This is a genomic window from Alcaligenes pakistanensis (genome assembly GCF_014652815.1).
In the GTDB taxonomy this organism is placed as follows: Bacteria; Pseudomonadota; Gammaproteobacteria; order Burkholderiales; family Burkholderiaceae_B; genus Alcaligenes; species Alcaligenes pakistanensis.
This window is the reverse complement of the sequence record NZ_BMZN01000001.1, coordinates 1,057,376-1,083,524: the sequence shown is the minus strand read 5'-3', so window position 1 is coordinate 1,083,524 and position 26,149 is coordinate 1,057,376. Positions and strand designations below refer to the sequence as shown.

Below are 26,149 nucleotides of genomic sequence, written 5' to 3'. Positions count from 1 at the left end.
TTAGTGACGGAAGTGGCGTGTGCCGGTCAAGACCATGGCAATTCCACGCTCGTTGGCGGCGGCAATGACTTCGTCATCACGTACGCTGCCGCCAGGTTGAATGACACAAGTCGCGCCCGCTTCAGCAACAACATCCAGACCGTCGCGGAAAGGGAAGAATGCGTCCGACGCAACGGCCGAACCTTGCAGGGTCAGGCCGGCGTTGCTGGCCTTAATAGAGGCAATACGAGCAGAGTCCACACGGCTCATCTGGCCAGCGCCGACGCCCAGCGTCATGCCCTGACCGCAGAATACGATGGCGTTGGATTTGACGTATTTGGCCACATTCCAGGCAAACAGCATGTCTTGCATTTGCTGCGCCGTTGGCTGGACTTGCGTCACTACTTTGAACGCTTCGGTATTGTCGCGGAAGGTGTCTGGTGTTTGTACCAGCCAACCGCCACCAACCCGTTTTACGTCAAAGGCATTGTGGGCCTGACCAGGCTGGATGCTCAATACGCGCACGTTCTTTTTGGCAGCAAAAAGGTCTAGAGCGCCCTGAGTGTAGGAGGGAGCCAGCAATACTTCTACAAACTGGCTGCTGATAGCTTGGGCAGCCGCTTCGTCCACTTCACGGTTGAAGGCAATAATGCCGCCAAAGGCCGATGTTGGATCTGTCTGGAAGGCTTTGCGGTAGGCTTGCTCGGCGGTTTCGCCCAGAGCAACACCACATGGGTTGGCGTGTTTGACGATGACGCAGGCGCCTGCGTCAAAGCTGCGCACACATTCCCAGGCTGCGTCGGCATCCGCAATATTGTTGTAGGACAGTTCTTTGCCCTGCAATTGTTTGTAGCGGCCCAGCAGACCTTCACCAATGGTTGCGTCAGCGTAAAACGCGGCGCTTTGGTGTGGGTTCTCGCCGTAGCGCAGAGTCTGCTCTTGCTTGAGCTGAATAGTCAGCACGGTAGGCCAGGTGTTCACTTCGGGGGCGCTGTCCTGGGCAGGCTCGGCTTGAGCCAGGCTGGTCAGATAGGCCGCAATGGCACCGTCATAAGCAGCGGTGTGGGCGTAGACCTTGGCAGCCAGTTCCAGACGCAGACCGTAAGAAGGATGAGCGGCAGGGCCGTCCATATCAGCCAGCACGCGCTCGTAGTCGATGGGGTCGATTACGACACAGGCGCCGCCTTCAGGCGTGCCGTGGTTTTTGGCTGCCGCACGCAACATGGCGGGGCCGCCAATGTCGATGTTCTCTACCGCATCGGCAAAGGTGCAACCGGGCTTGGCAACGGTTTCACGGAAAGGGTAGAGGTTGACGACCAGCAGATCGATACGGTCAATGCCGTGCTCTTCAAGCGTCTTCAGATGTTCGGCGCTGTCGCGGCGTGCCAGCAGGCCACCGTGAATTTTTGGATGCAGTGTTTTGACACGGCCATCCAGAATTTCAGGCGAGCCGGTGTGCTGGGCCACTTCGGTGACCGTCAGGCCAGCTTGGGACAACAGCTTGGCAGTGCCGCCAGTAGACAGGAGCCGGACTCCGCGTTGGGCAAGAGCTTGAGCAAATTCGACAATACCGGTTTTGTCGGAGACAGAGAGAAGAGCTGTCTGGATTTTCATGGAAGGTGAGACGCGAGAGTTAGGAATCAGGGTTGCAGATTGTGGGCGCTGAGCTTCTTGCGCAAAGTGCTGCGCGTGATGCCCAGCATTTCTGCGGCCTTGGATTGGTTGCCGGCGGATTTCTCCAGGGCAACTTGCAGGACAGGCCGTTCCACGCAGGAGATGACCATCGACAACAGATCGCGTGGCTCGGATTCGCCCAGATCGGCGAAGTAGCGTTCGAGGCGTTCACGTACGGACTGTTCTAGTGGGTTGGTCGTTGACATTTTTTTCTGAAGGTATACGTAGTACTTAAATACAAAAGAGCCACACAGCTATCTTCTATTGCAGGTAGGGCTGGTCCAGTTCGCATTCTTGAAACCAGTGAGTAATGGCTTCTAATTGATCTGCACAGTTTTCGATACGATTAATCTGATCCAGCCAGTGTCGGGAATCAGGCATATCCGACAGATACCAGCCAATATGCTTGCGGGCAGTACGTACACCAGTGTGCTGCCCGTAGAAAGCGTAATGGTCTTGCAGGTGTTCGATCATGCAATCGCGCAATTCACCCAAAGTGGGGGCTGCACGATGTTCGCCATGCTCGAGGTAATGCAGGATTTCCCGAAAAATCCAGGGACGCCCTTGCGCGGCTCGACCGATCATGACGGCATCCGCTCCGGTGTACTCTAGTACGAATTTTGCCTTTTCGGGACTATCGATATCCCCATTAGCGATGACCGGAATAGAGAGACTGTTTTTGACTTCGCGTATGGTGTCGTATTCGGCGTGGCCCTGATAGAAGTCGCAGCGGGTGCGACCATGCAGGGTTAAAGCGGCGATGCCGATATCCTCGGCCAAGCGGGCAATACGAACAGCATTGCGCGATTGCGCATCCCAGCCGGTGCGGGTCTTGAGTGTAACCGGAACCTGGTAGGGAGTACATGCCTTGACAACGTGTTCAAGGATTTCAATGATGCGGGCTTCGTCGCGTAGCAAGGCAGAACCCGAGGCTACATTACACACTTTTTTGGCCGGACAACCCATATTGATATCAATGATGCGAGCGCCTTTATTGATATTGAACACGGCAGCTTCAGCCATCATTTCAGGGTCGGAACCAGCAATCTGTACGGCGACTGGATCGGCTTCGCCCTCGTGGTTCAGGCGTCTTGCTGTTTTAACGCTATCCCACAAACGCTTGTTGCTGGCGGCCATTTCCGAGACGGCATAACCGGCGCCCAACGCCTTGCACAGACGACGATAAGGTCTGTCTGTGACTCCAGCCATGGGGGCGATGAATATAGGGTTGGGAAGGGTCCAGGGGCCAATAAGCATAAGAAAGATTTTAACCCTGCTACACCGGGTCGTGGGCAAGGACTTACAAGAGATACGTGAAAGGCCCCGTATCGGAGCCTTGGCAGTGGCAGTGTTTAGGCGCGCATGCCTTGCAGGAGTTGCCGGGCAAAGGGTTGCCGGGCGAAAGGCAGGGTATCCATAGCTAGCAGCCCCAGGCCGCAGGCGTGTTGAATCAATGGGTTTTTGGTGGCAAACAGACGCGGCAGCGTGTCGGTGATCGCGGCCGTCAGCCAGCGGTCGGGACGGCGCAAGCGAGCATAACGCGCTAAAAATGGGCCAGGGTCCTGGCTGCAATCGGCTTGCCAGGCGGCCAGGCACTGTGACAATTGCGCGACATCGCGCAGACCCAGATTCAAACCCTGGCCGGCAACCGGGTGCAAGGTCTGTGCGGCATTGCCCACCGCCAGCAGTCGTTCCGACAAGCGGCTGGGGCCAGCATGAAAGGCCAGCGGAAAAATATGGCGCTTGGAAACCAGCTCTAGGTGTCCCAGGCGCTCGCCAAAGGCCTGCAGTAGTTCGGCCTGAAATGCCTCGACAGGAAGCTCGCTCAAGGCTTGGCTGCGTTCAGGGCTATTGCACCAGACAATGGCGTACAGATCGGGGCCATCCGGGTGAGGCAGGGCGGCGAAGGGGCCGTTTTCGGTAAAGCGTTCGTAAGCCCAGCCAACTTGGGGCTGGCTGGCGCGAACCGTGGTTAACAAGGCGTGCTGTCCATAATCGCGTCGTACTCCGGTGGGGCGTACGCCATCGCATTGCACGGCAATCAGAGCACTGGCTTGACCGGCATCGTGATCAATCAAAATTTGTTTGGGGGCGGAGTGAGTGCGTGCTTCCTGTGCGGGCAGCAAGGTTACGCCGCTGTCGCGCAGGCGGGCATGTAGAGCCCAGAGCAAATCATCGTAATGAACGACCGCGCCCAGATCTGGTACGCCCAACTCGTCGGCCTGAATCAGGCAACGGCCCAGACGTCCTTTTTGGGAGACGTGTACGGTACGCATCAAGGCGGCGCGTTCGGGCCAGACCTTAAGTTGGTTCAGGATCAGGCGGCGGCTGCCGTGGTTCAGCGCCAGGGTGCGTGGATCGCCCTGGGCATGTTCTGTGCTGGCCAGATTGAAGTTTTTCCCCAGGACGGCGATGCGTGATGGGCTTGGGTGCTGGGCAGCCAGCATCAGCGCCAAAGACGCGCCTACGGGACCGGCGCCACAAATGGCGATGTCGTAGTCGGTGGCATTCATGGGGACCTCATGACGGCAAGGAAGTAATTCAGGTATTGTACGGGAAGGTGGCTGCCAAATTGCCCTTAAAACCATGGCAGCTGTGCGCAATGGCTAGCACCAGCCCGGATTGGATGTCCTGCATGTCTCACCAGACTTTGTCACTCGAACAGACCAAACCTTTTCGCCATAAAGTCACCGCGGCGTGGCTGTCTCTTGTCTTAGGCGCGCTGGGTGCTCATGGCTGGTATTTGGGCAGACGCTATTGGTATGTGCCTTTAGTATTTAGCGGGCTGGCAATTCTGGGGGGCATTGTGCTTCAGCAAGGATTGGATTCCTTGTTTCCCAATTTGCTGATTTTGCCTGTCAGTGCTGGTATTTTGGAGGCCGTTATTCTGGCCTTGCGCAGTCCGCAGAACTTTGACGCCATCTATAACCCGCAAAGTGATCAGCATAATCAGCATGGCTGGCCCAGTGTTCTGACGGCTGTTGTGTCTACTGTTGCCTTTGCGAACATCAGCCTGTTCTGGCTGGTACACATCATCATGGCCTTTTACCGCTACATGGGCTGGCTGGATTTGTCTGTGTACTAAACACATCAAGTGCCTTGTAAAGTAAAGGTTTTTCTTGTAGCTGCCCTTGTGGCTAAGCGCTGCCCACGTTACAATAAGGGTTCTTTCGTTTTATAGGAGCTGTGTGGTGAATCCCGACCCCGGCGACAGTGCTAGTCGATCTATGTTCGACTTATCTATGTCCAGGCGCGTTCAGGCCCGCTGATTCCTTCACAGCTTGCCGCGTCCTGGAAGTTTCAGGGCGTGGTGTCTCAGGCAGCTATTCTGCTGCCTCACATTCCCCGCCATTTCATTCTCAAGAAAGCCCTTGGCTTTCCGAATCCTGATGTGTTGCAACTTTTATGTGCAATAGGGGGAATGTATGCGTATTTTCGATCTCTTTTTGCGCCGTGCTGGTATCCAGGCTTCGACCCTGCGTGCCCGTGCCCCATTGTCCGTCTCTCGTTTGACGGTCGTGTGCCCTCGTGGTGATCTGGCTCAGATCCGGCGTCGTATTTATTCGGACCTGAACACCGCGGGTATCCGCGTGGCCAATGTGCAGGTGGACCATTCCGATACTCACGATACGGCCTGCGTCACCTTGACCTGCCCGCCCGAGTTGCGAGCAGAGCTGATGCAGCGTGCGCGCCTGATTCAGGATTATCCCGGTGTCTTGAATGTGAAGTGGGCTGGACGAGAGCGTATTGCTATAAACTAAACCGCAACTGGATTTGCGGATGGCGCTGCTATGTCCTTGCTTGACTGGCTGACACCTTGGGAGTTTTCTCCTGTTCTGCTTTTGACCTTTCTGTTGGTCATCGCTTTGTACGTCCGGGGGCGGCAAGTTCACCGCCCCAATCTTTTGCGCCAGTCCTTTTTCTGGATTGGCCTGATTCTCCTCTATCTTTCCTTGCACACGCGCCTGGACTACTACGCTGAGCGCATGTTCTTCATCCATCGGGCCCAGCATCTGATCTTGCATCACTTAGGGCCTTTGTTTTTGATGGGTGCGTATCCGGGGCAAACCTTGCGAGCCGGTTTACCGTCAAGCTGGCGTCGCGCTTTGGCACAATGGCTGCGTCGTCCTAGTGGGCGGCGTGTGCAAGCGATCTTGACCAACCCGATACTGGTCGCTTTCTTGTTTGTTTTCCTGGTCCTGATCTGGATGCTGCCCACGGTGCAGTTCTATTCCATGCTGGACTGGCGACTGTACCGCTTGATGAACTGGTCTGTGGTTATCAGCGGGATTATGTATTGGAACCTGATTCTGGATCGTCGGCCTTCGCCGCCAGCGCGGCTGTCTGTGGGGGGGCGTATACTTTCGCCGGTTATCACGATGGTGCCGCAAATGATTGTGGGTGCCGTCATCACGTTTACCGAATACGATCTTTACCCCATTTTTGATTTATGTGGTCGTGCCATTCCGGGTATGGATGCGCTGGCTGACCAGGTCATGGGTGGCCTGATTATGTGGGTGCTGGCAGGCCTCGTGGAGGTGTTCGGGCTCTTGTATGCCTTGGGCACCTTGATGCGCTTGTCAGCGCGTCACCGTTTGCCAGAATCTCGAACGCGGACAAGCGCTATGATGGCCAGGGCCAATTGATTTTGTCGGGAGTACCAATGCAGTCTAAACCCGCCCGTTCTTTACTGTCTTTATGTCTGTCCCTGTCGCTGGCTTATAGTTCAGTACTGCCTGTACAGGCGCAGCCCATGGGCATTCCTTCTATGGGAGCGGCCTCTGGTGCCGAGTTGTCGCCCGCGTTGGAACGCACCTTAGGCAATGCCATTATGGAGCAGGGCAGGCGCTCCCCCGAGTATGTGTCTGATCCCGATATCAATCAGTATCTGACAGATATGGGCCGCAAGCTGGCCCAATATGGTCCGTCCATGGCGCAGCCGGTAACCGTCTTTGCTCTGCGCGATAGCAGCATTAACGCATTTGCCTTGCCCGGTGGCTATATTGGTATTCATAGTGGACTGTTCACGGCGTCTCGATCCGAGTCCGAACTGGCTTCGGTGTTGGCTCACGAAATTGCTCACGTGTCGCAACGTCACGTGGCTCGCGGTATCACCCAAAGTGCACAAAGCAATCACTTATTGATCGCTGCCCTGGCAGGCGCTTTGTTGGGTGCCTTGGCTGGCAGTGGCGACCTAGCGATGGGGGCGGCTGCTTTTGGTCAAGCTGCTGCCGTGGACAGGCAGCTGGGTTTTTCGCGTCAGGCCGAGCAAGAGGCTGATCGGGTTGGTTTCGAGATGCTGCTTAAAGCAGGCTACGAACCGCAAGGCATGGTCCAGATGTTTCAGCGTCTGGCTGCTGCCTCGCGTCTGAATGAGCGTGCTACCGCTAATGAATATGCCAGCACTCACCCCATGTCCCAGCAGCGGGAGTCGGATATTAGTAACCGGGTACGCGGCTTGCCAGACAGCAACTATCAAGACACGTCTTCGTTCTGGTATATCCGGGCCAAGCTGATGGTGCTGCAAGCGGGGGGCGGACAATCCTTGCGTGTGCTGGAGCAAGCGCTGCAAAGCTCGAATCAGGCACAAAGTGATCTGGAGCGTTCGGCCGCTCAATATGGCTTGGCCTTTATTGCACAAGGCCGTCAGGAATATGAACAAGCCCGTGCTTATTTGGCAGAGGCGCGCGCTCAAGGCAAGTATCAGGCCCCCGAGCTGGATACCTTGGATATTCGTATCGCGATTGCTGATCGTGATGTGCAAGGTGCTTTGAGTCTGGCCAAGCAGGCTTGGCAACGTTGGCCCAAGAGTCAGGGCGTTGCCTTGGCTTATGTGCAGGTTTTGCAGCAATTGGGGCAGAACGATCAGGCCCAACTCTTCTTGATGGATCGCATCAATCAATGGCCGGATGAACCTCAGCTGCACCAGTTGCTGGCTCAAACGTATGATCGCTTGGGCGATGGCGTCAAAGCGCGTCGAGCCATGGCCGAGTACTACCAGTTGGTTGGAGCCTTGCCGACTGCGGTGGAGCAGCTTCAGCAGGCTCGTAATTTGACGCAAGACTTCTATCAGCAATCCGAGCTGGATACGCAGATTCGCCAGTTGCGCGAGCGTGTCGAAAGTGAACGCGTTTTGTTGGAGCGTTTCCGCTCCTGATGGGTTTACAGGCCAAGGCCCGCTTTAGCCAGATTTAGCTATTGGTTTCAAAGAAGCGGGCCAGCCGCGCAGGTAACCAACCCATATTGCCGGGAATGCTGCCTGTGATGAAACCCACGTGCCCACCCTGGGCAGGCTGATGCAGCAAGATGGAATCCGAGCAGTCCTGAACCGTAGGCAAACTGGCATACGGTACAAAGGGATCGTTACGCGCATTTAAAACCAGCGTCGGTACTTTGATACTGTGCAGCAAAGGTTTGCTGGATGCCCGTGTCCAATAGTCCAGGGCATGGCTGAAACCGTGCATGGGCGCTGTATAAATATCGTCGAAGTCGCGTAGGGTGCGGGCCTGGTTCAAGCGTGCTGTATCGACCATGCCCGGAAAGCGGTGGGCTTTGTCTTGTAGCTTGCTACGCATGCTTTTAAGAAAATAAGGCGAATAGAACCAGCGCCCCATACGGGATTCAGACAGGTAGCGACCGCAAGTGACCAAATCCAGCGGAACAGAAATGGCAGCACATGCCTGTAGCCAGGAAGCGTCCTTGCCGGCTTCACCCACATACTTGAGCATGGCATTACCACCCAATGAGGTGCCGGCAGCATGCCAGCGCACATTGGGCAAATGGCCGCGAACAGTGTTCAGAATGAAGCTGATTTCTTCCGAGTCGCCCGAGTAATAGGCACGCGCCATGCGATTCGGGAAGCCCGAGCAACCACGAAAGTGAGCCACCACCACAATCCAGCCACGGGCGCGGAAATACTGCGCAATCGCCTGGATGTAGTGACTGCGGCTGCTGCCTTCCAGTCCGTGAAACAAGACCAAAGCATGTGTGTCAGCACTGCTGGGCAAGCTGTCCCAATCTTGGGGCTGCATCCAGCGGCGGGCCGCCGTGCGTGCCAGATGTGCGTCGGGCTGAGCCGTGGCGCCGTTGGCCAGCTTGTCGGCGAATAGTCCAGGCCCAGTCCAGTCCAGATCCAGAAAGTCGCCATCGGGCGTATCAATTCGTTGGCGTACAAAGGCGATGTGGTGATGGCGGGCAAAAAATGCGCCGTGAATAGTCTGCAAGTGTCCGCCAGGTAACCAGGCAGGCAAAGGGCAGGCACTGGAGTCCAGACGTGCAATTACGTCTGTGTGACGCCAGGGTTGCGCGTCTGCACCGGACGCGAGGTCCGGTTCTGCAGAAGCGTCAGAGGGGGGAGCAGTGGGGTCCAACGAAGCCAGATTCAGAAATTAATGACCGTGAACCTTCTCGCCTTCTTTCAGGCGGTAACGGGCACCACAGTAGGGGCAGGCGGCTTCGCCGGTTTTGCTGATATCAATATACACACGAGGGTGCATGTTCCACAGAGTGCCGCCGGGACGGGGGCAATGCACGGGCAGTTCGTCGGCTCCGACCATAATCAGTTCGTGATCTGCTTTTTTAGGTTCGATAGCGGCGCTCATAGGGTTCCTGATAAACAATGAGAGGGGTAAGAATACCTTGCACGCGACGGCGATGCCGAACATTACGTGCCTAGACCAGCGATTGTAGCAAGACCCGGCCTGTTTTTTCTTGACCTTATTAGGTGTGCAAGATGTTCGTGCCCGTCTTTTGCTTCTAGAATAAGCAAAATCATAATCAAAGCTGCCACCGCGCCCGGGCGTTGTCGGTAGTCCATTTCAGGAGACGGCGTGTCAGCCATCACAAGATTATCGGCATTGCTACCTGGCACACAGGACCGTGTGCATATGCGCGCCGGGTTTATCGATTTCATTCCCGCCATGATTGCCACCGTTGTCTGGGGCTTTGTGACGGGGGTGGCGATGGTCAAGTCAGGCTTGAGCGGCTTTGAGGCGACCTTGATGACGCTGTTTGTCTATGCAGGTTCAGCCCAGCTGACGGCCCTGCCGCTGATTGAGTCCCACGCGCCTTTGTGGCTGATTTTTACTGCCGGCTTTATCGTCAATATCCGTTTCATTATTTTTGGCGCGGCCTTGCAGCCTTTTTTCCGTCACTTGAGCTGGAAAAAACGCCTGGGCCTGGGCTATATCACCAGTGATATGGTGTTTGTGCTGTTTATGTCCAAGTACGGGGATGCGAAAGAGCGCGGCTCGCGCGAGCATCTTTGGTATTACCTGGGCATTATTTTGCCGGGCTGGTTAAGTTGGCAGATTGCCTCCTTGTCCGGGATTGTGCTGAGTGCCTACGTGCCTCCGTCTTGGTCCCTGGAGTTTGCAGCGATCCTGGCTTTGCTGGCCTTGTTGATTCCCCTCGTGAATAACCGTGCTATGTGGTCCTGTCTGATCACTGCCAGCGTAATTGCCTGGGTAGGGCAGGCCCTGCCTTTGCGTTTGGGACTGGTCGCTGCGGTGCTCGGAGGGGTGCTGGCTGGCGTGGCGGCAGAACAACTGCAACGGCATAGGGATGCACGGTGATGAGCGATTGGCAGTATGATTGGTACGTTTTGGGTGCAATCGCCCTGTTGGTGTTGTGCAGCTTGCTCACCCGCTCAGGCTATTTCATGTTTGGTGATTTGCTACCTCTGACCGAACGTATGCGGCGCGCCTTGCGCTTTGCTCCGGTAGCTGCTCTGGCAGCGATCATTATCCCGGAACTTTTGCCTTGGGCTTACGGCGACACCCCCCGATTGGATATTAAAGCTCTGGCTAGCCTGGTGGCTGTGCTGGTGTTTGTCCGTACCCGTAACGCTGTTTGGGTAATTGTGGCCGGGATGGTGGCGTTCTGGCTGATACGTGCCGTGATGCCTTGAAATCCTGACCCGAAAAACTGACTCCGTGTTACTGCTGCACCAGCAGGCGGGTATAAGTTAAAATAGGATTGTTACAAATGCTTGCCGCTCGTGGCAAGCCGACTTTTTGCGTACATGACAGATAAAACTCCTTCGACCTCCAATGACCTTACGTTTGCTGATTTCGGTCTGCACCCTGGAATCTTAAGCGCCGTTACCGACGCTGGGTATTCCAAGCCTACGCCTATCCAGGCTGAGGCGATTCCCGTGGTGCTGGCTGGCCGTGATGTCATGGGAGCAGCCCAGACAGGTACAGGTAAGACGGCAGCCTTTTCCTTGCCTATCCTGAATCGCCTGATGGCGCATGCCACGACCAGCGCTTCACCTGCGCGGCACCCGGTGCGCGCTTTGGTGCTGACGCCTACCCGAGAACTAGCCGACCAGGTGGCTGAGAGCATTGCGCTCTACAGCAAATCGGTCCCCTTGCGTTCGACGGTGGTGTTTGGTGGTGTGGATATCGGCCCGCAGAAAGAAGCGCTACGCCGTGGTGTGGAAATTGTTATCGCTACGCCAGGCCGTTTGCTTGATCACGTCGATCAACGCACGATCAATTTAAGTCAGGTCAGCATTCTGGTGCTGGATGAAGCTGACCGTATGCTGGATATGGGCTTCTTGCCCGATCTGGACCGTATTGTTTCTTTGTTGCCCAAGAGCCGTCAGGGTCTGTTGTTCTCGGCGACCTTCAGCAAAGAAATCCGCAAGCTGGCTCGTAACTTCCTGAATGATCCTGTTGAGATCGAAGTGGCGGCTCGCAATGCCACCGCTTCTACCGTGACCCAGGTGGTCTACCCCATGTCGTCGGACGACAAGCGTCGCGCTGTGCTGCATCTGGTCAAGACCAAAAAGCTGACCCAAACTCTGGTCTTCTCCAACACCAAGATTGGTGCCGGGCAACTGGCCCGCTTTCTGGAGCGTGAAGGCATCAAAGCTGAATCCATCCATGGCAACAAAAGCCAGCTGGAACGGATGAAAGTTCTGGAAGCGTTCAAGAATGGAAGCGTTGACGTGCTGGTGGCAACCGATGTGGCCGCGCGTGGTCTGGATGTGGCAGGTATGCCTTGCGTGATCAACGCAGACTTGCCTTACAACGCAGAAGACTATGTGCACCGTATTGGTCGTACTGGTCGTGCGGGTGCGTCGGGTGAAGCGATCGCCTTGATGTCCCCAGACGAAGAACACTTGCTGCAAGACATTGAAAAGCTGATCGGGACGGCAGTACCACGTTTGAAGCTGGATCTGCCTTCCGTAGCATCGGCTCGTTCGAACTCCAATCGCCCAGAGCGTGGCGAGCGTCGTTCGTATCAGCCGCACACGCCACCAGTGGACGAGTTCTTCCTCAAACCGTACGAGCCATCCACGACGGCAGCATCCAAACCTGCCGTGTCTACCGCTGCCAATACCGCGCGCAAACGCTCTGTAGGTGTGTTGTTAGGTGGCGGCCGCTACTAAGGCGCGCAAATCGCCTGGCCCGGCATCAATGACTGGGCTGCGTTCTGAGATGCTTTGCACCAGACGCTCCAGATGTTCGATATGAGGCAGCATGGGACCGTAAAATACGGTCCCATTTTCGTTTTGAATCAGCAAGGTGGGAAAGTCTTCGATATCTTCGTCGCCCACCAGCTCGGGCTGCTCTTCAATATCGATCCAGATCAGGCAGGCATCAGGAAACTGTGTGGCCAAAGCCTCAAAAGTCGGCTGGTACTGTTGGCAAGTTTTGCACCATTCGGCACAGAAACAGGCAATCAGTAAAGCATCGGGGTCCGCTTGCAGGTGGGCCGTCAGAGCGGATAGATCGTGTTGGGCGTTGAAAAAGGCCATAATTTCATACAGACAAAAAGAAGCGACTGTGTCTATGATACTCGGGTAATTGATTTTGCTTAGCAGGAGCAGTATGTCCGTCTCTTCGTCTGCCCCGTCACGATCGGGCCCTGCTGGCAACTGGGCCAGCGTTTCTACCGCCTTCAGGCGTTCCCTGGTGTCGCAATTTCAGCCACGCATGCTGATTGCCTTGGTCATGCCATTTCTGATCATGTTTGTCGGCCTTATTTTGCTGAGCTGGCTGCTGTGGACGCCTATCCAAAACTGGTTATTAGAGCTGCTGGGAGGCTGGAACGCCTTTGAGTCAGTGGATCAGTGGCTGGTGGGGCTAGGCCTGTTTTCGCTCAAAGTATATTTGGCGCCGCTGCTGGCGTTGGGCATATTGCTGCCTGTGGCCGGCGTGCTAGGTTTGATTATTGCTGCTGTGTTGGTCATGCCTTTGGTATTGGGCCATTTGCAGCAAAAAGACTATCCCGATCTGATTAAGCAGGGCCATAACGCTACGGTCTACAGCGTCTGGAATGCGGTTTGGGTGGGCGCTTTGTTTCTGGTGGGATGGCTAGTCACTCTGCCTTTGTGGATTTTTCCGCCTTTTGCTCTGATTTTGCCTGTGTTGTGGTGGGTCTTTGCTTTGACCCGTATTTTGCGAGTGGACTCCCTGGTGGAGCATGCCAATGTGTCAGAGCGCAAATTCCTGTGGTCCCGCCTGAACAGTCAATATTGGCTGATTGGCCTGATCTTTGCCTTGTTGAACCTGATCCCGCCAGCTTGGCTGGTCTTACCTGTGTTCTCGGCCCTGGTATTTGCTCACTTCTCTTTGGAAAACCTCCGTCGTCTGCGTCAGCAAGAGGCAGCTGCGGTCTCTGATTTGCTTATTGACCATGACAACTAAGGATCAAGCCATCATCCGTCTGATTATCATCGGCGACGAAATCCTGTCGGGACGTCGCTACGATAAACACTTTTCAAAACTGATTGAGCTCTTGGGAGCCCGAGGCTTGCAGTTGGGGGGCGCCCAGATTATCCCTGACGATCTGGATACGATTGCCGCTACCCTGGAGCGCAGTTTTGCGACCCCGGATATTGTGTTTTGCTGTGGTGGAATTGGCGCTACGCCAGATGACCAGACTCGCCAGGCCTCTGCCAAAGCCTTGGGTGTGGCCTTGGAGTTACATCCCGAAGCTGCCGCCTTGATTACTGAGCGTTGTGCCGAAAACGAGCGCAATGGCGTGGGAAGTGCTGATATGTCCCTGCCGGAGAATCAGCAGCGTTTGCAAATGGGTATGTTCCCGCAAGGGGCGGAAATTGTGCCTAATAGCTACAACAAGATCCCCGGGTTTTTTATCCGCAATCACACCTTTATGCCGGGCTTTCCGGTCATGGCCTGGCCCATGATGGAATGGACCTTGGATACCCGTTACCGGGAACTACATCATTTGACTCATCGGGTGGAACATTCTTTTTTGGCTTTTAACTTGCCGGAGTCCCGGATTACACCGGCTATGGAGCACATTGAACTGAACTGGCCGGGTGTGAAAGCATTTAGTTTGCCCAGTGTGGGCGAGTCCGGTGGGCAGCCCCATATTGATCTGGGCGTGAAAGGGGAACCAGAGCCAGCCGCTGAGGCCTTGGCCTATCTGCGGCAGCAAGTTCTGGACCTGGGCGGGAGTCTGAGCCCTGCGCTAAAATAGCGCTTGCCAAGCGCACAGCCATTTCATATTATGGAATTTGTTGCGCTGCATCATAATTCTGCTAATAATGACAACAAATTCCTTTACGCCTTCTAGCGCGTCGTCCAGCAATGGTGGTCAGATGTCGATCCAGGTTCTGGAGCGCGCCATGGTTCTATTGGACGAGCTGGCCAAGCAATCTGAGCCGGTCGCCTTGAAGAATCTGGCCGCCGCAACGGGGCTGCATACGTCGACCACTCACCGTATTTTGAATGATCTGGTGGTGGGGCGTTATGTCGAGCGCGTAGATAGCGGTTTGTACCGTCTGGGCATGCGCTTGCTGGAATTGGGTTCGCTGGTTAAAGGGCGCTTGAACGTACGTGCGGCCTCTCTGGCTCCCATGCGCGAGCTGCATAAATACACCGGACAAACGGTGAACCTGTCATTGCAGCAAGGCGATGAAATTGTCTACGTGGAGCGTTCCTGGAGCGAGAGCTCTGGCATGCAGGTGGTACGCGCGATTGGGGGACATGCACCTTTGCATCTGACCTCTACTGGCAAGCTGTTTCTAGCTTCCTGGGAGCCGCGTCAGGTTCGGGCCTACGTAATGCGTACCGGCTTGGCAGGTGCTACTCGAAACAGTATTACCCAACTGGAATTGCTGGAGCGCGAATTGGCTCAAGTTCGTCGCTTGGGTTATGCCCGCGATAACGAGGAGCTGGAAATGGGTGTTCGTTGTATTGCTGCCGGCGTGTATGACGATACCGGCAAGCTCCTGGCGGGCCTGTCTCTGTCTGCTCCCGCCGAGCGTTTGCACGACGACTGGATTCCCGTTCTGCTCAGCACCGCTGCCAAAATTTCCGAAACTCTGGGATACGACACACAGCGCTAAGTCTGTGTTTTTACGCTGTTTATACGGTTTGACGATAAGCTCAACACTGTTTTGTTGCAATGCAGCAAATCTCGTTGACTTTGCTTTGGATAGCGCTTAAAGTGGAATTGTTGCGGTGCAACATGGAAGGTTTGCCTTGCGTAGTTTCGAATGGGCCGGGCCTTCTTTAGACCCTTGTCTGCTAACACTGACACTAATTTCACGCTGGCTTAACCCAGTCCGCGTATCTCCAAGGAAAACATCATGAGTGCTATTCCCCAAAACGTATTGGAATCCCAACAAGCTACCTTGAACAATCTGTTCGCTGCTCAAGGCCAATTGCTGCAAGGCTTTGAAAAACTGGTTGGTTTGAACCTGAACCTGCTGCGTAGCTCTTTTGAGCAGGCTGCTGGCCAGTCCCAACAAGTTATCAACGCCAAAGACGTGCAAGATGTTGTGGCCCTGTCGCAAAGCGCTGTTAAGCCTAACGCGACCCAGGCTCTGCAGTATGGCAAAAACGTGTACGACATTTTCTCTGATTTGCAACTGAACCTGTCGCGCATCGCTGAAGCCCAATTGGCCCAAGGCCAGCAACAAGCTTCCGAAGCAATTGATCAGTTGGCCAAGAATGCGCCTACCGGCACTGAAAGCGCTGTTGCTTTGCTGAAGTCCTCCTTCGCGACGGCTTCCAACGCTGCCGAGACCGTGGTTAAGGCTGCCCGTCAAGCTGCTGATGCTGCTGAAAGCAACTTCCAAGCCGCTACTAACGCCAGCTTGAAAGCCGCTGCTCAAGCGACTGAAGCCGGTAACAAAACGGTTGAAGCCGCCGCTGCCGCTGCTGCTGCCTCCGTCAAGAAGTAAGCGTTTGCTTGCTGCCTGGATCAGGCGCTAAAAAAGAAGCCAGCTCATTGAGCTGGCTTTTTTATCGCCTGCTGCCCACGCAAGGTGGGCAATCTGCGTTTACAGGGCGCGAATGCACTCGGAAATCAGTGTCGGGCCTTTGTAGATCAAACCCGTATACAGCTGAACCGCTTGTGCTCCAGCCTGAATCTTCTCTTGGGCCTGACGGCCAGATTCAATGCCGCCCACCCCAATAATAGGGAAATCGGGGCCTAGCTGCTCACGCAGGCGGCGGATTACGTTCAAGGACAATTCATGTACGGGTGGGCCGGACAAACCACCTTGCTCCTGGCTATGGGGCAAGCCCTGGACCGCGTCGCGCGACAAAGTGGTGTTGGTGGCAATAATGCCGTCCAAGCCTTGGGAAGGTACGGTGTCCGCAATGGCATCAATTTGCGATTGATCCAGATCCGGCGCAATTTTCACCACGATAGGCACGTAGCGCTTGTGCTCATCTGCCAGCTCGGTGCGTAGTGCTTGCAAAGCACCGAGCAAGCGGGCCAGCTCGTCCTGGGCTTGTAGTGCACGCAAATTTTGTGTGTTGGGTGAGGAGATATTGATGGTGACGTAATCCGCATGAGGGTAGACCGCCCGCAGACACGTCAGATAGTCCTGGTCTGCTTGTTCGATGGGGGTAGTCGCGTTCTTGCCGATATTCAGGCCCAGAATGCCGCCCTGGGCGCGAAACTGGCTGCGGCAGACGTTCTCAATAAAAGTGTCCAGGCCATGATTATTAAAGCCAAAGCGGTTGATCAGGCTGTTGGCTTGCGCCAAACGGAACAGACGCGGCTTGGGATTGCCCTGTTGTGCCTTGGGGGTGACGGTGCCTACTTCTACAAAACCAAAGCCTAAGGCACCCAGGGCATCAATATGTGCGCCATTTTTATCCAGACCAGCAGCCAGACCGACGGGATTGCGCAGCTTCAGGCCCATCAATTCCAAGGGCTTGCTGGGCAGATCTTTCAGCAGCTTGCCTAGAAAGGGCGTCTGGTGGGCACACTGCAAGGATTTCAGAGTCAGTTCGTGAGCGTGTTCAGCATCCAGACTGAACAGCACCCGGCGAGCCAAAGGATAAAGGCTGAATAGGGCAGACATGGGGATCGATAAAAGAGGACGTTAAGCCAGCCATTCCCAACGACCTTTCATTAGGAGTTGGTAGGGGCGAAAGCGGGTTTTATAGGCCATTTTACGGCTTTCTTCGATCCAGTAGCCTAAATAGAGCCAGGGCAGGGATTGTTGACGGCAATAGTCCAGTTGCCAGAGCACCGCATAAGTGCCCAGGCTGCCGGTATCGTCGGGATCAAAAAAGGTATATACGGCGGAAAGCCCGTCTTGCAGCACGTCGATAACCGCCACAATTTTTAAGGTGCCGTCCGGTTCGCGAAACTCCAGCAGGCGTGAGGTCACATGGCTGGCCAACAAAAACTGGGCGTATTGAGACTGGTCGTCTTCGTCCATACCCGCGCCAGGGTGACGGCTGGCCTGATAGCGTCGGTATAGCTCGTAATGCTCGGCATTCCAGTGCAGCGGCAGGTCTTGCACGATGAGATCCCCGTGGCGCTTTTTAACGCGGCGCTGGGTACGATCGGGTTGAAAGTGCAGGGTGTCGCAGCGCAAGGGCAGACAGGCGCGGCACTGATCGCAGTAGGGGCGGTAAGTAAAGGTGCCACTACGCCGAAAGCCCTGTTGGACCAGTTTGGAGTAGACCGTGTCGTTGATCAGGTGCGCAGGGGCGGCAACCAGGGAGCGGGCCTGTTGCTCAGGCAGGTAGCTGCAACGATAGCTGGCGGTGGAATAGAATTGCAGCGTTTGGGGACTGGGTGCTTTGGGATAATTCATGCGACTCTGCCAAGCGTGATAGAGCCATTATGGGATGCTCGCGCCTGCCTAGCAAGTTGGGGGCCAGCCTAACGGTAGAGTCCCACGTGGCCAAACCGGACTGGGCTGGTCTTTGGCCCAGGCCAGGGCGTCTAAGAAATCCTCGCGTGGAATAGGGCAGGCACCCAGGCTGGCCAGATGGCTAGTCTCTTGCTGGCAGTCTATATAGGGCACGTCAGCGAATTTCAGAAAATCCACCAGATGCGCCAGGGCAATCTTGCTGGCGTCCGTGTGCAAGGCAAACATGGATTCGCCAAAAAAGAAGCGTCCCAGATTTACGCCATACAAACCACCCACCAACTTGCCGTCCATCCAGGTTTCTATGCTGTGGGCATAGCCGGTATGGTGCAAATCGGTATAGACCTGCTGAATGTCCGGGCTGATCCAGGTGCCGCTGACGCTGCGCTGGGCAGCGCACTGCGCGATGACCTGTTCAAAGGCCAAGTCGCAAGTCACGCGGATGGCGGGGTTTTCTTGATTTTGCTGGCGCGCGATCTGTCGCAGTTTTTTACCCAGCGAATGTGAGATTTTGAAGTGCTCTACCTCCAGCACCATGCGCGGATCGGGGGACCACCACAACACCGGGTCGCCGGGGCTGTACCAGGGGAACATGCCCTGGCTATAGGCTTCCAGCAGACGGGGAACACTTAAATCCAGTCCAGCGGCGACCAGCCCTTCGGGGCTGGCGTTTTCGGGGCTGGGCAGGGCCTGATCAGGAGCGACCCATACAAGCGTCATGGTCAGTCGTGGTCGCGGGGGGCGATATCAAATTCGTGGATCTGGAAGCGGCCCGCTTTATGATCAGCTACGTAACGCTCCAACGTGGCGGTTACGGTGCGAAAAGCCAGATTGTCCCAAGGGATATCGTCTAGATGGAAAAAGCGTGCTTCCAGGGACTCCGGGCCGGGGTCCAGCACGTCGCTGGTGACTTTGGCCAGATAGTACGCATGTACTTGTTCTGCGTAAGGCACGCTGATCACAGTAAAGAGGGGGCCGGGTTCGACCTGGGCACCGGCTTCTTCAGCCATTTCGCGCAAGGCGCCTTGTCCCAGTGTTTCACCAAGCTCCATAAAGCCGGCGGGCAAGGTCCAGGTGTTGTAGCGCGGCTCGATCGCACGACGGCACAGCAGAACCTGATCGTCTTTCCACATGGGCACTATGCCAACCACATTACGTGGGTTCTGATAGTGAACAGCGCCGCAGTTTTCGCAGACATCGCGCATGCGGTTATCGTCCGGAGGCACCAGACGAGTCAGTTTGCTGCCGCATTGATTGCAGAAGCTTTGCGTGCGGGGTGCGGGAAAGTAAAAGGAGGCAGATGGCTGGGTCATGCAGATTCTGTGAGGGCAGTTCAAGTTGGATCGGGCTCTGGCAAAACAATATACGCCAATTCTTGGGCGGGCGACACGCAGGAAGACCAGACTGTCAGGGTACAGGCCTGGGGGTAGGCCGGTAAGTGCCAGCCTATGCTGTGATGAGGCTGCTCCAGGTCAAGGCTGTCCAGCCCTTCTTGTTCTTGATTGCGTAGCTGGTCGAGCAGGGCGGGTATATCGCGACCTGCCAGTAAGGCTGGCCCTACAGATGTACGCAGGTAAAGCATGCCTTCAGCGCTGATGTACCAGGCGTGGATGTCTTGAATCCGGCGGCCGGTGTGATCTTGCAAATGGACTCGATCCTCGGCCAAGGACACAATCAGGGGGGCGGCGTCCAGGCGGATATAGACTCGCTGCGGGCCGTTTTGTATAAACCAGCGACCGTGCTTATCCGACTGATAATTACGATTGAAAAAATCCAGCAAACCTTGGTGCGCGATGCGCTCGCCCGCTTGTTCCGGATGCTGGTTGGCAGCGCCTGCCGGGTGATGCCGCCAGTGACCGGCCTGATCCAAAGAGATATAGCCGCTGACAGCGGGCACATTAGGCCACTTCTTCATGGCAGCAATAACGGCGGCATCCATACGGTGTTCAGTTTTCCTGGGATGAAAATAAAGGGTGGTCACCGTATCGGTGCCACCCCTGAATATAGAGGGTCAGCCCAAAGGCTGGCCCCTGAGTAAGGCGGGTATCTGCCTTAAGCCATATAGCTGCGCTGACGTATGTCGGGAATCCCGTGTGAGAGGGGCTTTTCAACTTTGATTTCCGGAGTCTTGTCGCCCTGCAGGGCTTTGGACAGTAAATGGGACAATCGTTCGCGCACGTCTTGGGGCACATGGTTAAAGACGCCCGAGAGCCACTCTATGTAATAAGGCAGCAGGTGTTCGCACAGCTCTTGTCCGGCCTCAGTGAGTTTAACAGTGAGCACTCGGCGATCCGAGGTATTGTTTTGGCGCACCAGTAGCTGCTGCTGTTCCAGCCCGTCAAGCAGACCGGTAATGGTGGCGCGGGTGACGCCGGCCTGTTCAGCCAGTAAGGCTGGGCTCAGGCCCGAAGGCTGGCGACTGAGCAAGAAGAGCAGGACCAAACGGCCTTCGGAAAGGCCAAATTCGTTCAAAACGATGCTAGAGGCGCGATTAATGCTGGAGGCCAGCGACAGAACGCGTAAACACAGTTCAATATCCTCGGTTTTAGGATGGGCCTGGCGTTGGGATTCGCCCAGGATAGTTTGATATTTCAGATCGAGTAATTTCATAGTGCTGTGCCGTTGAGTAGTGCGCGGCAAGAGCAGTAGTTATTTAGAAAGAATCAACAAAACCCAATTTAAACGGGTTTGCTTTCTTTTATTACTGAGCCGCTGCTTTTAATGTGGAAATTTATCTTATTTTTTAATTCCATTTTGATTGATTTAAACATCTTTTATTGATCAGGAATTTTCATTTAGTAAAATAAGACGGGTTTTTTTCAGTATAAGCGGCTATGCATTTATAGAATAGTCTTAAAGCCTGTGTATACTCTTTCGCCTTCCTGTTTTTCTCAAACTGCAAGGTTTCCGGACTTCAAACCCCGGTGGGCAAGCTCATGACTTTTGATCGTGTGTTGTGAGTCTTATGGCTTAAAGGCATCAAAATGATGCAAGCACGCAACGCTCGTGCTCAAAGCGCCAGACTCTTGCTACTGACAAGATGAGCGAGCTATATCGGAGATACGCCGTTAAATTAAGCTGCTTTTTCACTGTCAGTCAGCAAGGGCGGGCGGCACAAACCAAGAAAAACCGTAAAACGACGCGCATGGGTGCGCGCCGCGTTTACAATGTTCACAGCGCTTCCCGAGCTCGACGATGCCTTCAAAAAAGGCGGTTGGATCATTCACCCCGCTTGGCGGATTGCAATAGAGGCCCGTTTTTTACGGGCCTTTGCTTTCCAGATTTGGATACAAGCATTATCCAAAGCTTATTAGCGGTATTTGCCAGCATGTCCCCGAGCCCCTGCCCAGTTCGCAAGAAATGGCAGGGCTTTGTTCCGTTTACAGTCCGGGATCGAGTATGAGGCGTATCAGAAAAGTCTTGCTATCGTTATTAAGGAAACGAAGGAATTATGAGTCAGTTCCGTATCGAACATGATTTGCTGGGAGACCGCCAAGTCCCCGCTGAAGTCTATTATGGTGTTCACACCTTGCGTGCCAAGGAGAATTTCCACATTACCGGTACGCCTATTTCAACTTACCCGGAACTGATTAATGCTCTGGCGCTGGTCAAGCAGGCAGCTGCTCAGGCCAATTTCAAACTGGGTTTGCTGGAGCAGGATAAGCACGACGCCATTGTGGCCGCCTGTCAGGCTGTACAAACTGGCCAGTGTCACGAGCATTTCGTGGTAGACATGATTCAAGGTGGCGCTGGTACTTCGACCAATATGAATGCCAACGAGGTCATTTGTAATCTGGCCTTGGAACATATGGGTCACCAGCGTGGCGAGTATCAATATCTTCACCCTAATGAAGATGTGAACATGGCCCAAAGCACCAATGACGTCTACCCAACGGCTTTGCATCTGGCAGCGTACCGTTCGCTGGATCCGCTGTTTGCCGCCATGGAGCGCCTGCGTGATGCCTTCTTGCAAAAGTCCGCGGAATTTTCCACGTACATGAAGATTGGCCGCACTCAGCTGCAAGATGCGGTGCCCATGACCTTGGGTCAAGAGTTCAACGCCTTTGCCACCATGATTAACGAAGACATCGTGCGCCTGAAAGAATCGCGCAAACTGATGTGCGACGTGAATCTGGGCGGTACGGCTATCGGTACGGGTATCACTGCCCACCCCGATTACGCTCAGCTGGCGGTTGCGGCCTTGTCCGATCTGTCGGGTGTTCAACTGCGTGTTTCCGGTGACTTGATCGAAGCCACACAAGATTGCGGCGGTTTCCTGCACTTGTCGGGCGTGCTCAAGCGTGCGGCTGTCAAACTGTCCAAGCTGTGCAATGACTTGCGTCTGCTCTCGAGCGGTCCTCGTGCTGGTATGGGTGAAATTTGCCTGCCTGCCGTGCAAGCCGGTTCGTCCATCATGCCCGGTAAAGTCAACCCTGTGATCCCGGAAGTGGTCAACCAGGTTGCCTTTGAAGTGATCGGCGCTGATATGACCGTGACAATGGCCGCTGAGGGTGGTCAGTTGCAGCTGAACGCGTTTGAGCCTGTGATTATTCACTCCCTGTTGCGTAGCATGGCCTTGTTGAGCAATGCGTGCGACACGCTGACTCAGTTCTGCGTGGTGGGTATTACAGCCAACCGTGAATGCCTGGAAAGCAATATCGAGCGTTCTATTTCCCTGGTAACTGCCTTGAACCCGATTATCGGTTACAAAGCGGCGACCTCGGTGGCCGCCGAAGCCTTCCAGACAGGTGCCAATATTCGTGACGTGGTTCTCAAGCGTGGTTTGATGGATGCCGAGACCCTGAACGAAGTGTTGCGTGCCGAATCGCTGATCCAACCTCGTGATCTGCGTGCTGCTGACCCAGCCTGAACCAATCTGAACCAGGCCTGATCTGGCCCTTCTTGGCCGACGCCGGTTTTAGTTTGGGAAGCCTCCATCTTGGAGGCTTTTTTCTGCCCGCTCGCTGCTGACAAGAGGGATACTGTGGCCTTGTCCACATGTAGGAGCAGCAGGGGAATATGGAGTCGGTTTATTTGGCAGTCGCCTTTGGCGCCATTGTGGCGGGTTTTGTGCAGGGTTTGTCCGGCTTTGCGTTCGGCATGGTGGCCATATCCTGCTGGGCCTGGTTTCTGGAGCCGCAACTGGCCGCAGTGCTGGCGGTGTGCGGTGCCTGGACTGGTCAGATGATTGCCGCCTTTACTCGGCGGCGGACCTCTTACTGGCAGATTCTGTTGCCCTTTCTAGTAGGGGGGCTGGTCGGCGTGCCTTTGGGAACCTATTTGCTGCCGTTTCTGGATGCCGCCGTATTCAAGGCGTTTCTGGGTACCTTGATGGTGATCTGGTGTCCCATCATGCTGATGTCCAGTCGTTTGGGCCACGTACGGGTACGCAGTCGTCTTGCCAATGGTGTGGCTGGTTTGATTGGTGGCGTCATGGGTGGCCTGGGCGGGATGACCGGAGTGATTCCTACCTTGTGGACCACTATGACGGGCCTGCCTAAAGACGAGCAGCGGGCTGTTATTCAGAATTTCAATCTGGCCACCTTGTCCATCACCTTGCTGGCGTATATCGCTTCAGGCGCGATTCTGCCGTCCATGTTGCCCTCGATAGGGTTGGTGATGCTGGCCGTGCTGATTCCTGTATTGGCCGGGGCACGCCTGTATGTCGGCATCAGCCAAAGTACTTTTCGTGCCATTGTTTTAAGTCTATTGACCCTGTCCGGGATTGCCATGCTGGTGTCATCCGTGCCACAACTGCTGGCGCGATAAGCATAGTGGTTTAGGCCTCTAGGGTAATGCTCTATATCGGGTAGGAGGCCGGCCCGCGCATAATAGCTATCGGCATTGGGGACGCATTTCGGGTTCCCGCCCACTGGAGCAGAGCCTGTGAGAGTTCTGGGATTTCAATTGTTGTTTGGTGATCACTTGGCACGCAGTGTGCGCGGGATATCCTGCGCCCCCCCTTGCAAGGCTTAAGTCAAAGTTTCAGGGCGTTTTGACGCCATTTTGATTTGATTACCTGATTACGTTGGAGTCTGCTATGACTGACTTGTTTGAAAATCCAATGGGCCTGATGGGCTTTGAGTTCATCGAATTTGCTGCTCCCCAGCCTGGCATCATGGAACCTGTCTTTGAGATGATGGGTTTCACCAAAGTAGCGGTACACCGCTCCAAGAAAGTCTCCCTGTATCGCCAGGGCGAGATCAACCTGATCCTGAACGAAGAACCCAAGAGCCACGCGGCTTACTTTGCGGCCGAGCACGGCCCGTCGGCCTGCGGCATGGCGTTCCGGGTGCGTGATGCGCAGCAAGCGTATGAACGTGCGCTGGAACTGGGGGCTCAGCCTGTCGATATTCCTACCGGGCCGATGGAACTGCGCTTACCTGCCATTAAAGGCATTGGGGGGGCGCCTTTGTACCTGATCGACCGTTTTGGTGAAGGTAACTCCATCTATGACATCGACTTTGTGTACCTGGAAGGCGTGGACCGTCATCCCGTGGGGGCAGGTTTGAAAGAGATCGATCACCTGACCCACAATGTCTACCGTGGTCGCATGGCGTACTGGGCTCAGTTCTACGAGCACCTGTTCAATTTCCGCGAGATTCGTTACTTCGACATCAAGGGCGAATATACCGGCCTGACCTCCAAAGCCATGACGGCTCCCGATGGCAAAATCCGTATTCCCCTGAACGAGGAATCGTCCAAGGGCGCGGGCCAGATCGAAGAGTTCCTGATGCAGTTCAACGGCGAAGGCATCCAGCACGTCGCTTTCCTGACCGACGATTTGCTCGCTTCCTGGGACAAGCTCAAGGCCATAGGCATGCGCTTTATGACTGCGCCCCCACAAACCTATTACGAAATGCTGGAAGGCCGCTTGCCTGAGCATGGCGAACCTACCGCAGAGCTGCAAAACCGGGGCATCTTGCTGGATGGCACTTCGGAAGGCGGCCACCGACGTTTGCTGTTGCAGATTTTCTCGGAAACCTTGATGGGCCCAGTGTTCTTCGAGTTCATTCAGCGCAAGGGCGATGACGGTTTTGGCGAAGGCAACTTCAAGGCCTTGTTCGAGTCTATCGAGCGTGACCAGCTGCGTCGCGGCGTGCTGCAGGCTGATTAAGCCAGTTCTGTTCTGGCGCCAGACGGCGCTGGCAGCGAATCTGTCCCCACTGTGTGGCATCTTGCCGCACAGTGGGGATTTTTTTTGGCCCGTTTATTCTTGTCTGTTCCGAGACGGCTGCAAGATTCTGAACAGCTCCAGCATCAGGTCCGACTGGGTAATCATGCCCACCAGCTCTTTATGATCATTGACCACCGGCATATGACGATGGCGGCCCTGGCTAAATAAAGGGATCAATTCGGCCACGGACCAGTTTGCATTGGCTGTTACTGCAGGCGTAGTCATGATTTCGGCTACCGTAGGTGCCGAACGCTGCCGGGGATTTAAAAAACGCTTGAGTCGCTGGCGCAGATTATCGGGCTGATCCAGCCCGGCACGCTGTAGAAAGTCTGACAGAGCCAAAATGCCAATTACATGCTTGTTCTGGTCCAGCACCGGTAGCGCTTTGATTTTGCGCTCGCGCATCATGTCCCAGGCTTGCTGTAAAGGTGTGCTGACCTGGCAGGACAGGGGCGAATCATTCATCAGGGTTGCGCAGCGGCGTGTACCCAGATTGCGTCGAAAGGCTGACTGATGCACATAGCTGACCAGCTTTTCCAGATCATCGTGGCTGATGTTCAGCGTCTGGTTGTAATGGCTTAAGGCGGCATCGTAATCCTGATCGGTAAAGCGCGCCGGCGTTGCTGCAGGGCGTGTGGCTAGTTTATGCACCGGTGGATAAGCCACCCCCGTCAGGCGGTTGTACAACATGCCCAACAGAATCAGTACGCAGGAATCAAACAGCACCGGGAACAGCACAAAGTCGTAATTTTGAATGCCATTCAGGGCGGGGAAGACCGCCATCGCCAAGCTAGGCGGGTGGACGCAGCGCAGGGCCAGCATGATGGGCATGGCTACGCACACGGCCATCGTAATGGCTGCAATTGGATGAGGCAGAAAGATGGCGCATGTGATGCCTGTCAGCGCACCCACCAGATTGCCCAACAGAATGTTCCAGGGTTGGGCCAGCGGGCTGGTCGGCACCAGAAAGATCAGCAAGGCGCTGGCGGCCAGAGACGCGACCAACCAGTGATGGGTGTGCGCAAAATCCGACAGATACAGGCTTAGGGAGGAAACAATCAGGACGCTAAGCGTGGCGCCCAGCGTGGCACGCAGCATTTCAGGGCGTGCAATAGCCAGCGACTTGGGGCGCAGGCTATCAAACCAGAGACGAAGTAAAGCAGGCATACCCACCAGGGTGAAGTAGGGAAACAGCCTTAAATAATACTGCTAAAGCC

General features: G+C 55.2%; 28 protein-coding genes. 14 read left to right on the top strand and 14 right to left on the bottom strand.

Annotated elements, in window-relative coordinates:
• The 4 genes from purH to IE156_RS04940 form a co-directional block, all read right to left on the bottom strand.
• Nucleotides 1–1,593: a bifunctional phosphoribosylaminoimidazolecarboxamide formyltransferase/IMP cyclohydrolase gene (gene purH / locus IE156_RS04955; protein ID WP_189391327.1), complete on the bottom strand. Its 1,593-nt coding sequence runs from the start codon at nt 1,591–1,593 to the stop codon at nt 1–3.
• A 26-nt stretch (nt 1,594–1,619) separates the two neighbouring features.
• Complete coding sequence (locus IE156_RS04950) at nt 1,620–1,859, bottom strand: helix-turn-helix domain-containing protein (protein WP_003803089.1); 240 nt, start codon at nt 1,857–1,859, stop codon at nt 1,620–1,622.
• Nucleotides 1,860–1,914: 55 nt separating this feature from the next.
• A complete protein-coding gene (gene dusB / locus IE156_RS04945) occupies nt 1,915–2,910 on the bottom strand; it encodes a tRNA dihydrouridine synthase DusB (RefSeq protein ID WP_189391326.1) in 996 nt (331 codons plus the stop codon).
• Nucleotides 2,911–3,005: 95 nt separating this feature from the next.
• Nucleotides 3,006–4,166 carry an FAD-dependent monooxygenase gene (locus IE156_RS04940; protein ID WP_189391325.1) on the bottom strand — a complete coding sequence of 387 codons (1,161 nt, stop codon included), beginning with the start codon at nt 4,164–4,166 and terminating at the stop codon, nt 3,006–3,008.
• Between the two features lie 122 nt (nt 4,167–4,288).
• Here IE156_RS04940 and IE156_RS04935 point away from each other — a divergent pair, with 122 nt between their 5' ends.
• The 4 genes from IE156_RS04935 (at nt 4,289) to IE156_RS04920 (ending at nt 7,810) form a co-directional block, all read left to right on the top strand.
• The gene (locus IE156_RS04935) at nt 4,289–4,738 is read left to right on the top strand and encodes a TM2 domain-containing protein (protein ID WP_229840988.1); all 450 of its coding nucleotides are present in this window, start codon (nt 4,289–4,291) and stop codon (nt 4,736–4,738) included.
• Between the two features lie 340 nt (nt 4,739–5,078).
• On the top strand, nt 5,079–5,414 hold the full coding sequence (locus IE156_RS04930; protein ID WP_189391323.1) for a hypothetical protein: 336 nt from the start codon (nt 5,079–5,081) through the stop codon (nt 5,412–5,414).
• Nucleotides 5,415–5,444: 30 nt separating this feature from the next.
• Nucleotides 5,445–6,299, top strand: coding sequence for a cytochrome c oxidase assembly protein (locus IE156_RS04925; RefSeq protein ID WP_189391322.1), 855 nt, complete (start codon nt 5,445–5,447; stop codon nt 6,297–6,299).
• A gap of 17 nt (nt 6,300–6,316) precedes the next feature.
• A complete protein-coding gene (locus IE156_RS04920) occupies nt 6,317–7,810 on the top strand; it encodes a M48 family metalloprotease (RefSeq protein WP_189391321.1) in 1,494 nt (497 codons plus the stop codon).
• A gap of 34 nt (nt 7,811–7,844) precedes the next feature.
• On the opposite strand, the gene IE156_RS04915 is transcribed toward IE156_RS04920, so the two are convergent.
• Together IE156_RS04915 and IE156_RS04910 are read right to left on the bottom strand one after the other, a co-directional pair.
• Nucleotides 7,845–8,933: a YheT family hydrolase gene (locus IE156_RS04915; RefSeq protein WP_189391450.1), complete on the bottom strand. Its 1,089-nt coding sequence runs from the start codon at nt 8,931–8,933 to the stop codon at nt 7,845–7,847.
• Between the two features lie 108 nt (nt 8,934–9,041).
• Nucleotides 9,042–9,254, bottom strand: coding sequence for a zinc-finger domain-containing protein (locus tag IE156_RS04910; protein ID WP_189391320.1), 213 nt, complete (start codon nt 9,252–9,254; stop codon nt 9,042–9,044).
• 285 nt (nt 9,255–9,539) lie between these two features.
• On the opposite strand from IE156_RS04910, the gene IE156_RS04905 reads away from it, so the two are divergent.
• The 3 genes from IE156_RS04905 (at nt 9,540) to IE156_RS04895 (ending at nt 12,049) form a co-directional block, all read left to right on the top strand.
• Complete coding sequence (locus tag IE156_RS04905) at nt 9,540–10,226, top strand: AzlC family ABC transporter permease (protein ID WP_189391448.1); 687 nt, start codon at nt 9,540–9,542, stop codon at nt 10,224–10,226.
• Complete coding sequence (locus IE156_RS04900; protein WP_189391319.1) at nt 10,226–10,561, top strand: AzlD domain-containing protein; 336 nt, start codon at nt 10,226–10,228, stop codon at nt 10,559–10,561. Before IE156_RS04905 ends, IE156_RS04900 begins: the two co-directional genes overlap by 1 nt.
• A 114-nt stretch (nt 10,562–10,675) precedes the next feature.
• Complete coding sequence (locus IE156_RS04895; RefSeq protein WP_189391318.1) at nt 10,676–12,049, top strand: DEAD/DEAH box helicase; 1,374 nt, start codon at nt 10,676–10,678, stop codon at nt 12,047–12,049.
• On the opposite strand, the gene IE156_RS04890 is transcribed toward IE156_RS04895, so the two are convergent.
• Entirely contained in the window at nt 12,029–12,418 is a 390-nt protein-coding gene (locus tag IE156_RS04890) for a thioredoxin family protein (protein WP_189391317.1), read from the bottom strand. The genes IE156_RS04895 and IE156_RS04890 overlap by 21 nt on opposite strands.
• A 73-nt stretch (nt 12,419–12,491) precedes the next feature.
• On the opposite strand from IE156_RS04890, the gene IE156_RS04885 reads away from it, so the two are divergent.
• From IE156_RS04885 to IE156_RS04870, 4 genes are all read left to right on the top strand, one after another.
• Nucleotides 12,492–13,310, top strand: coding sequence for an EI24 domain-containing protein (locus tag IE156_RS04885; protein ID WP_189391316.1), 819 nt, complete (start codon nt 12,492–12,494; stop codon nt 13,308–13,310).
• Entirely contained in the window at nt 13,300–14,109 is an 810-nt protein-coding gene (locus IE156_RS04880) for a competence/damage-inducible protein A (RefSeq protein ID WP_189391315.1), read from the top strand. The genes IE156_RS04885 and IE156_RS04880 overlap by 11 nt, the downstream gene beginning before the upstream one ends.
• 121 nt (nt 14,110–14,230) lie before the next feature.
• Nucleotides 14,231–14,980 (top strand): IclR family transcriptional regulator, encoded by a 750-nt coding sequence (locus IE156_RS04875; protein WP_373296493.1) that lies wholly within the window; start codon nt 14,231–14,233, stop codon nt 14,978–14,980.
• A gap of 243 nt (nt 14,981–15,223) precedes the next feature.
• Entirely contained in the window at nt 15,224–15,820 is a 597-nt protein-coding gene (locus IE156_RS04870) for a phasin family protein (protein WP_189391313.1), read from the top strand.
• A gap of 99 nt (nt 15,821–15,919) precedes the next feature.
• Here the strand turns inward: IE156_RS04870 and IE156_RS04865 are convergent, their stop codons facing one another.
• From IE156_RS04865 to IE156_RS04840, 6 genes are all read right to left on the bottom strand, one after another.
• Entirely contained in the window at nt 15,920–16,954 is a 1,035-nt protein-coding gene (locus IE156_RS04865) for a quinone-dependent dihydroorotate dehydrogenase (protein WP_189391312.1), read from the bottom strand.
• A 21-nt stretch (nt 16,955–16,975) separates the two neighbouring features.
• Entirely contained in the window at nt 16,976–17,698 is a 723-nt protein-coding gene (locus IE156_RS04860) for an arginyltransferase (RefSeq protein WP_189391311.1), read from the bottom strand.
• Nucleotides 17,699–17,746: 48 nt separating this feature from the next.
• Nucleotides 17,747–18,475: a leucyl/phenylalanyl-tRNA--protein transferase gene (gene aat, locus IE156_RS04855; protein WP_189391310.1), complete on the bottom strand. Its 729-nt coding sequence runs from the start codon at nt 18,473–18,475 to the stop codon at nt 17,747–17,749.
• Nucleotides 18,476–18,477: 2 nt separating this feature from the next.
• Nucleotides 18,478–19,068 carry an NUDIX hydrolase gene (locus IE156_RS04850; RefSeq protein ID WP_189391309.1) on the bottom strand — a complete coding sequence of 197 codons (591 nt, stop codon included), beginning with the start codon at nt 19,066–19,068 and terminating at the stop codon, nt 18,478–18,480.
• Between the two features lie 20 nt (nt 19,069–19,088).
• Entirely contained in the window at nt 19,089–19,694 is a 606-nt protein-coding gene (locus IE156_RS04845) for a DUF2946 family protein (protein ID WP_189391308.1), read from the bottom strand.
• A gap of 113 nt (nt 19,695–19,807) precedes the next feature.
• Entirely contained in the window at nt 19,808–20,365 is a 558-nt protein-coding gene (locus IE156_RS04840; RefSeq protein WP_189391307.1) for a MarR family winged helix-turn-helix transcriptional regulator, read from the bottom strand.
• Between the two features lie 841 nt (nt 20,366–21,206).
• On the opposite strand from IE156_RS04840, the gene IE156_RS04835 reads away from it, so the two are divergent.
• The 3 genes from IE156_RS04835 (at nt 21,207) to hppD (ending at nt 24,872) form a co-directional block, all read left to right on the top strand.
• Nucleotides 21,207–22,625, top strand: a complete 1,419-nt coding sequence (locus tag IE156_RS04835; RefSeq protein WP_189391306.1) for an aspartate ammonia-lyase — start codon at nt 21,207–21,209, stop codon at nt 22,623–22,625.
• Between the two features lie 149 nt (nt 22,626–22,774).
• Nucleotides 22,775–23,524: a sulfite exporter TauE/SafE family protein gene (locus IE156_RS04830; protein ID WP_189391305.1), complete on the top strand. Its 750-nt coding sequence runs from the start codon at nt 22,775–22,777 to the stop codon at nt 23,522–23,524.
• Nucleotides 23,525–23,795: 271 nt separating this feature from the next.
• Nucleotides 23,796–24,872 (top strand): 4-hydroxyphenylpyruvate dioxygenase, encoded by a 1,077-nt coding sequence (hppD, locus tag IE156_RS04825; protein ID WP_189391304.1) that lies wholly within the window; start codon nt 23,796–23,798, stop codon nt 24,870–24,872.
• Between the two features lie 93 nt (nt 24,873–24,965).
• Here the strand turns inward: hppD and IE156_RS04820 are convergent, their stop codons facing one another.
• Nucleotides 24,966–26,099: an HPP family protein gene (locus tag IE156_RS04820; protein ID WP_189391303.1), complete on the bottom strand. Its 1,134-nt coding sequence runs from the start codon at nt 26,097–26,099 to the stop codon at nt 24,966–24,968.
• Nucleotides 26,100–26,149: the final 50 nt, after the last annotated feature.

Coding starts and splice junctions, on each gene's coding strand:
- IE156_RS04910 (WP_189391320.1), bottom strand. CDS start 9,254: ATGAGCGCCGCTATCGAACCTAAAAAAGCAGATCACGAACTGATTATG.
- IE156_RS04880 (WP_189391315.1), top strand. CDS start 13,300: ATGACAACTAAGGATCAAGCCATCATCCGTCTGATTATCATCGGCGAC.
- IE156_RS04900 (WP_189391319.1), top strand. CDS start 10,226: ATGAGCGATTGGCAGTATGATTGGTACGTTTTGGGTGCAATCGCCCTG.
- IE156_RS04870 (WP_189391313.1), top strand. CDS start 15,224: ATGAGTGCTATTCCCCAAAACGTATTGGAATCCCAACAAGCTACCTTG.
- IE156_RS04830 (WP_189391305.1), top strand. CDS start 22,775: ATGGAGTCGGTTTATTTGGCAGTCGCCTTTGGCGCCATTGTGGCGGGT.
- IE156_RS04865 (WP_189391312.1), bottom strand. CDS start 16,954: ATGTCTGCCCTATTCAGCCTTTATCCTTTGGCTCGCCGGGTGCTGTTC.
- IE156_RS04835 (WP_189391306.1), top strand. CDS start 21,207: ATGAGTCAGTTCCGTATCGAACATGATTTGCTGGGAGACCGCCAAGTC.
- purH (WP_189391327.1), bottom strand. CDS start 1,593: ATGAAAATCCAGACAGCTCTTCTCTCTGTCTCCGACAAAACCGGTATT.
- IE156_RS04905 (WP_189391448.1), top strand. CDS start 9,540: ATGCGCGCCGGGTTTATCGATTTCATTCCCGCCATGATTGCCACCGTT.
- IE156_RS04925 (WP_189391322.1), top strand. CDS start 5,445: ATGTCCTTGCTTGACTGGCTGACACCTTGGGAGTTTTCTCCTGTTCTG.
- IE156_RS04940 (WP_189391325.1), bottom strand. CDS start 4,166: ATGAATGCCACCGACTACGACATCGCCATTTGTGGCGCCGGTCCCGTA.
- IE156_RS04950 (WP_003803089.1), bottom strand. CDS start 1,859: ATGTCAACGACCAACCCACTAGAACAGTCCGTACGTGAACGCCTCGAA.
- IE156_RS04875 (WP_373296493.1), top strand. CDS start 14,231: ATGTCGATCCAGGTTCTGGAGCGCGCCATGGTTCTATTGGACGAGCTG.
- IE156_RS04845 (WP_189391308.1), bottom strand. CDS start 19,694: ATGGATGCCGCCGTTATTGCTGCCATGAAGAAGTGGCCTAATGTGCCC.
- IE156_RS04935 (WP_229840988.1), top strand. CDS start 4,289: ATGTCTCACCAGACTTTGTCACTCGAACAGACCAAACCTTTTCGCCAT.
- IE156_RS04820 (WP_189391303.1), bottom strand. CDS start 26,099: ATGCCTGCTTTACTTCGTCTCTGGTTTGATAGCCTGCGCCCCAAGTCG.
- IE156_RS04885 (WP_189391316.1), top strand. CDS start 12,492: ATGTCCGTCTCTTCGTCTGCCCCGTCACGATCGGGCCCTGCTGGCAAC.
- IE156_RS04840 (WP_189391307.1), bottom strand. CDS start 20,365: ATGAAATTACTCGATCTGAAATATCAAACTATCCTGGGCGAATCCCAA.
- IE156_RS04890 (WP_189391317.1), bottom strand. CDS start 12,418: ATGGCCTTTTTCAACGCCCAACACGATCTATCCGCTCTGACGGCCCAC.
- IE156_RS04930 (WP_189391323.1), top strand. CDS start 5,079: ATGCGTATTTTCGATCTCTTTTTGCGCCGTGCTGGTATCCAGGCTTCG.
- IE156_RS04850 (WP_189391309.1), bottom strand. CDS start 19,068: ATGACCCAGCCATCTGCCTCCTTTTACTTTCCCGCACCCCGCACGCAA.
- IE156_RS04895 (WP_189391318.1), top strand. CDS start 10,676: ATGACAGATAAAACTCCTTCGACCTCCAATGACCTTACGTTTGCTGAT.
- hppD (WP_189391304.1), top strand. CDS start 23,796: ATGACTGACTTGTTTGAAAATCCAATGGGCCTGATGGGCTTTGAGTTC.
- aat (WP_189391310.1), bottom strand. CDS start 18,475: ATGACGCTTGTATGGGTCGCTCCTGATCAGGCCCTGCCCAGCCCCGAA.
- IE156_RS04860 (WP_189391311.1), bottom strand. CDS start 17,698: ATGAATTATCCCAAAGCACCCAGTCCCCAAACGCTGCAATTCTATTCC.
- dusB (WP_189391326.1), bottom strand. CDS start 2,910: ATGCTTATTGGCCCCTGGACCCTTCCCAACCCTATATTCATCGCCCCC.
- IE156_RS04920 (WP_189391321.1), top strand. CDS start 6,317: ATGCAGTCTAAACCCGCCCGTTCTTTACTGTCTTTATGTCTGTCCCTG.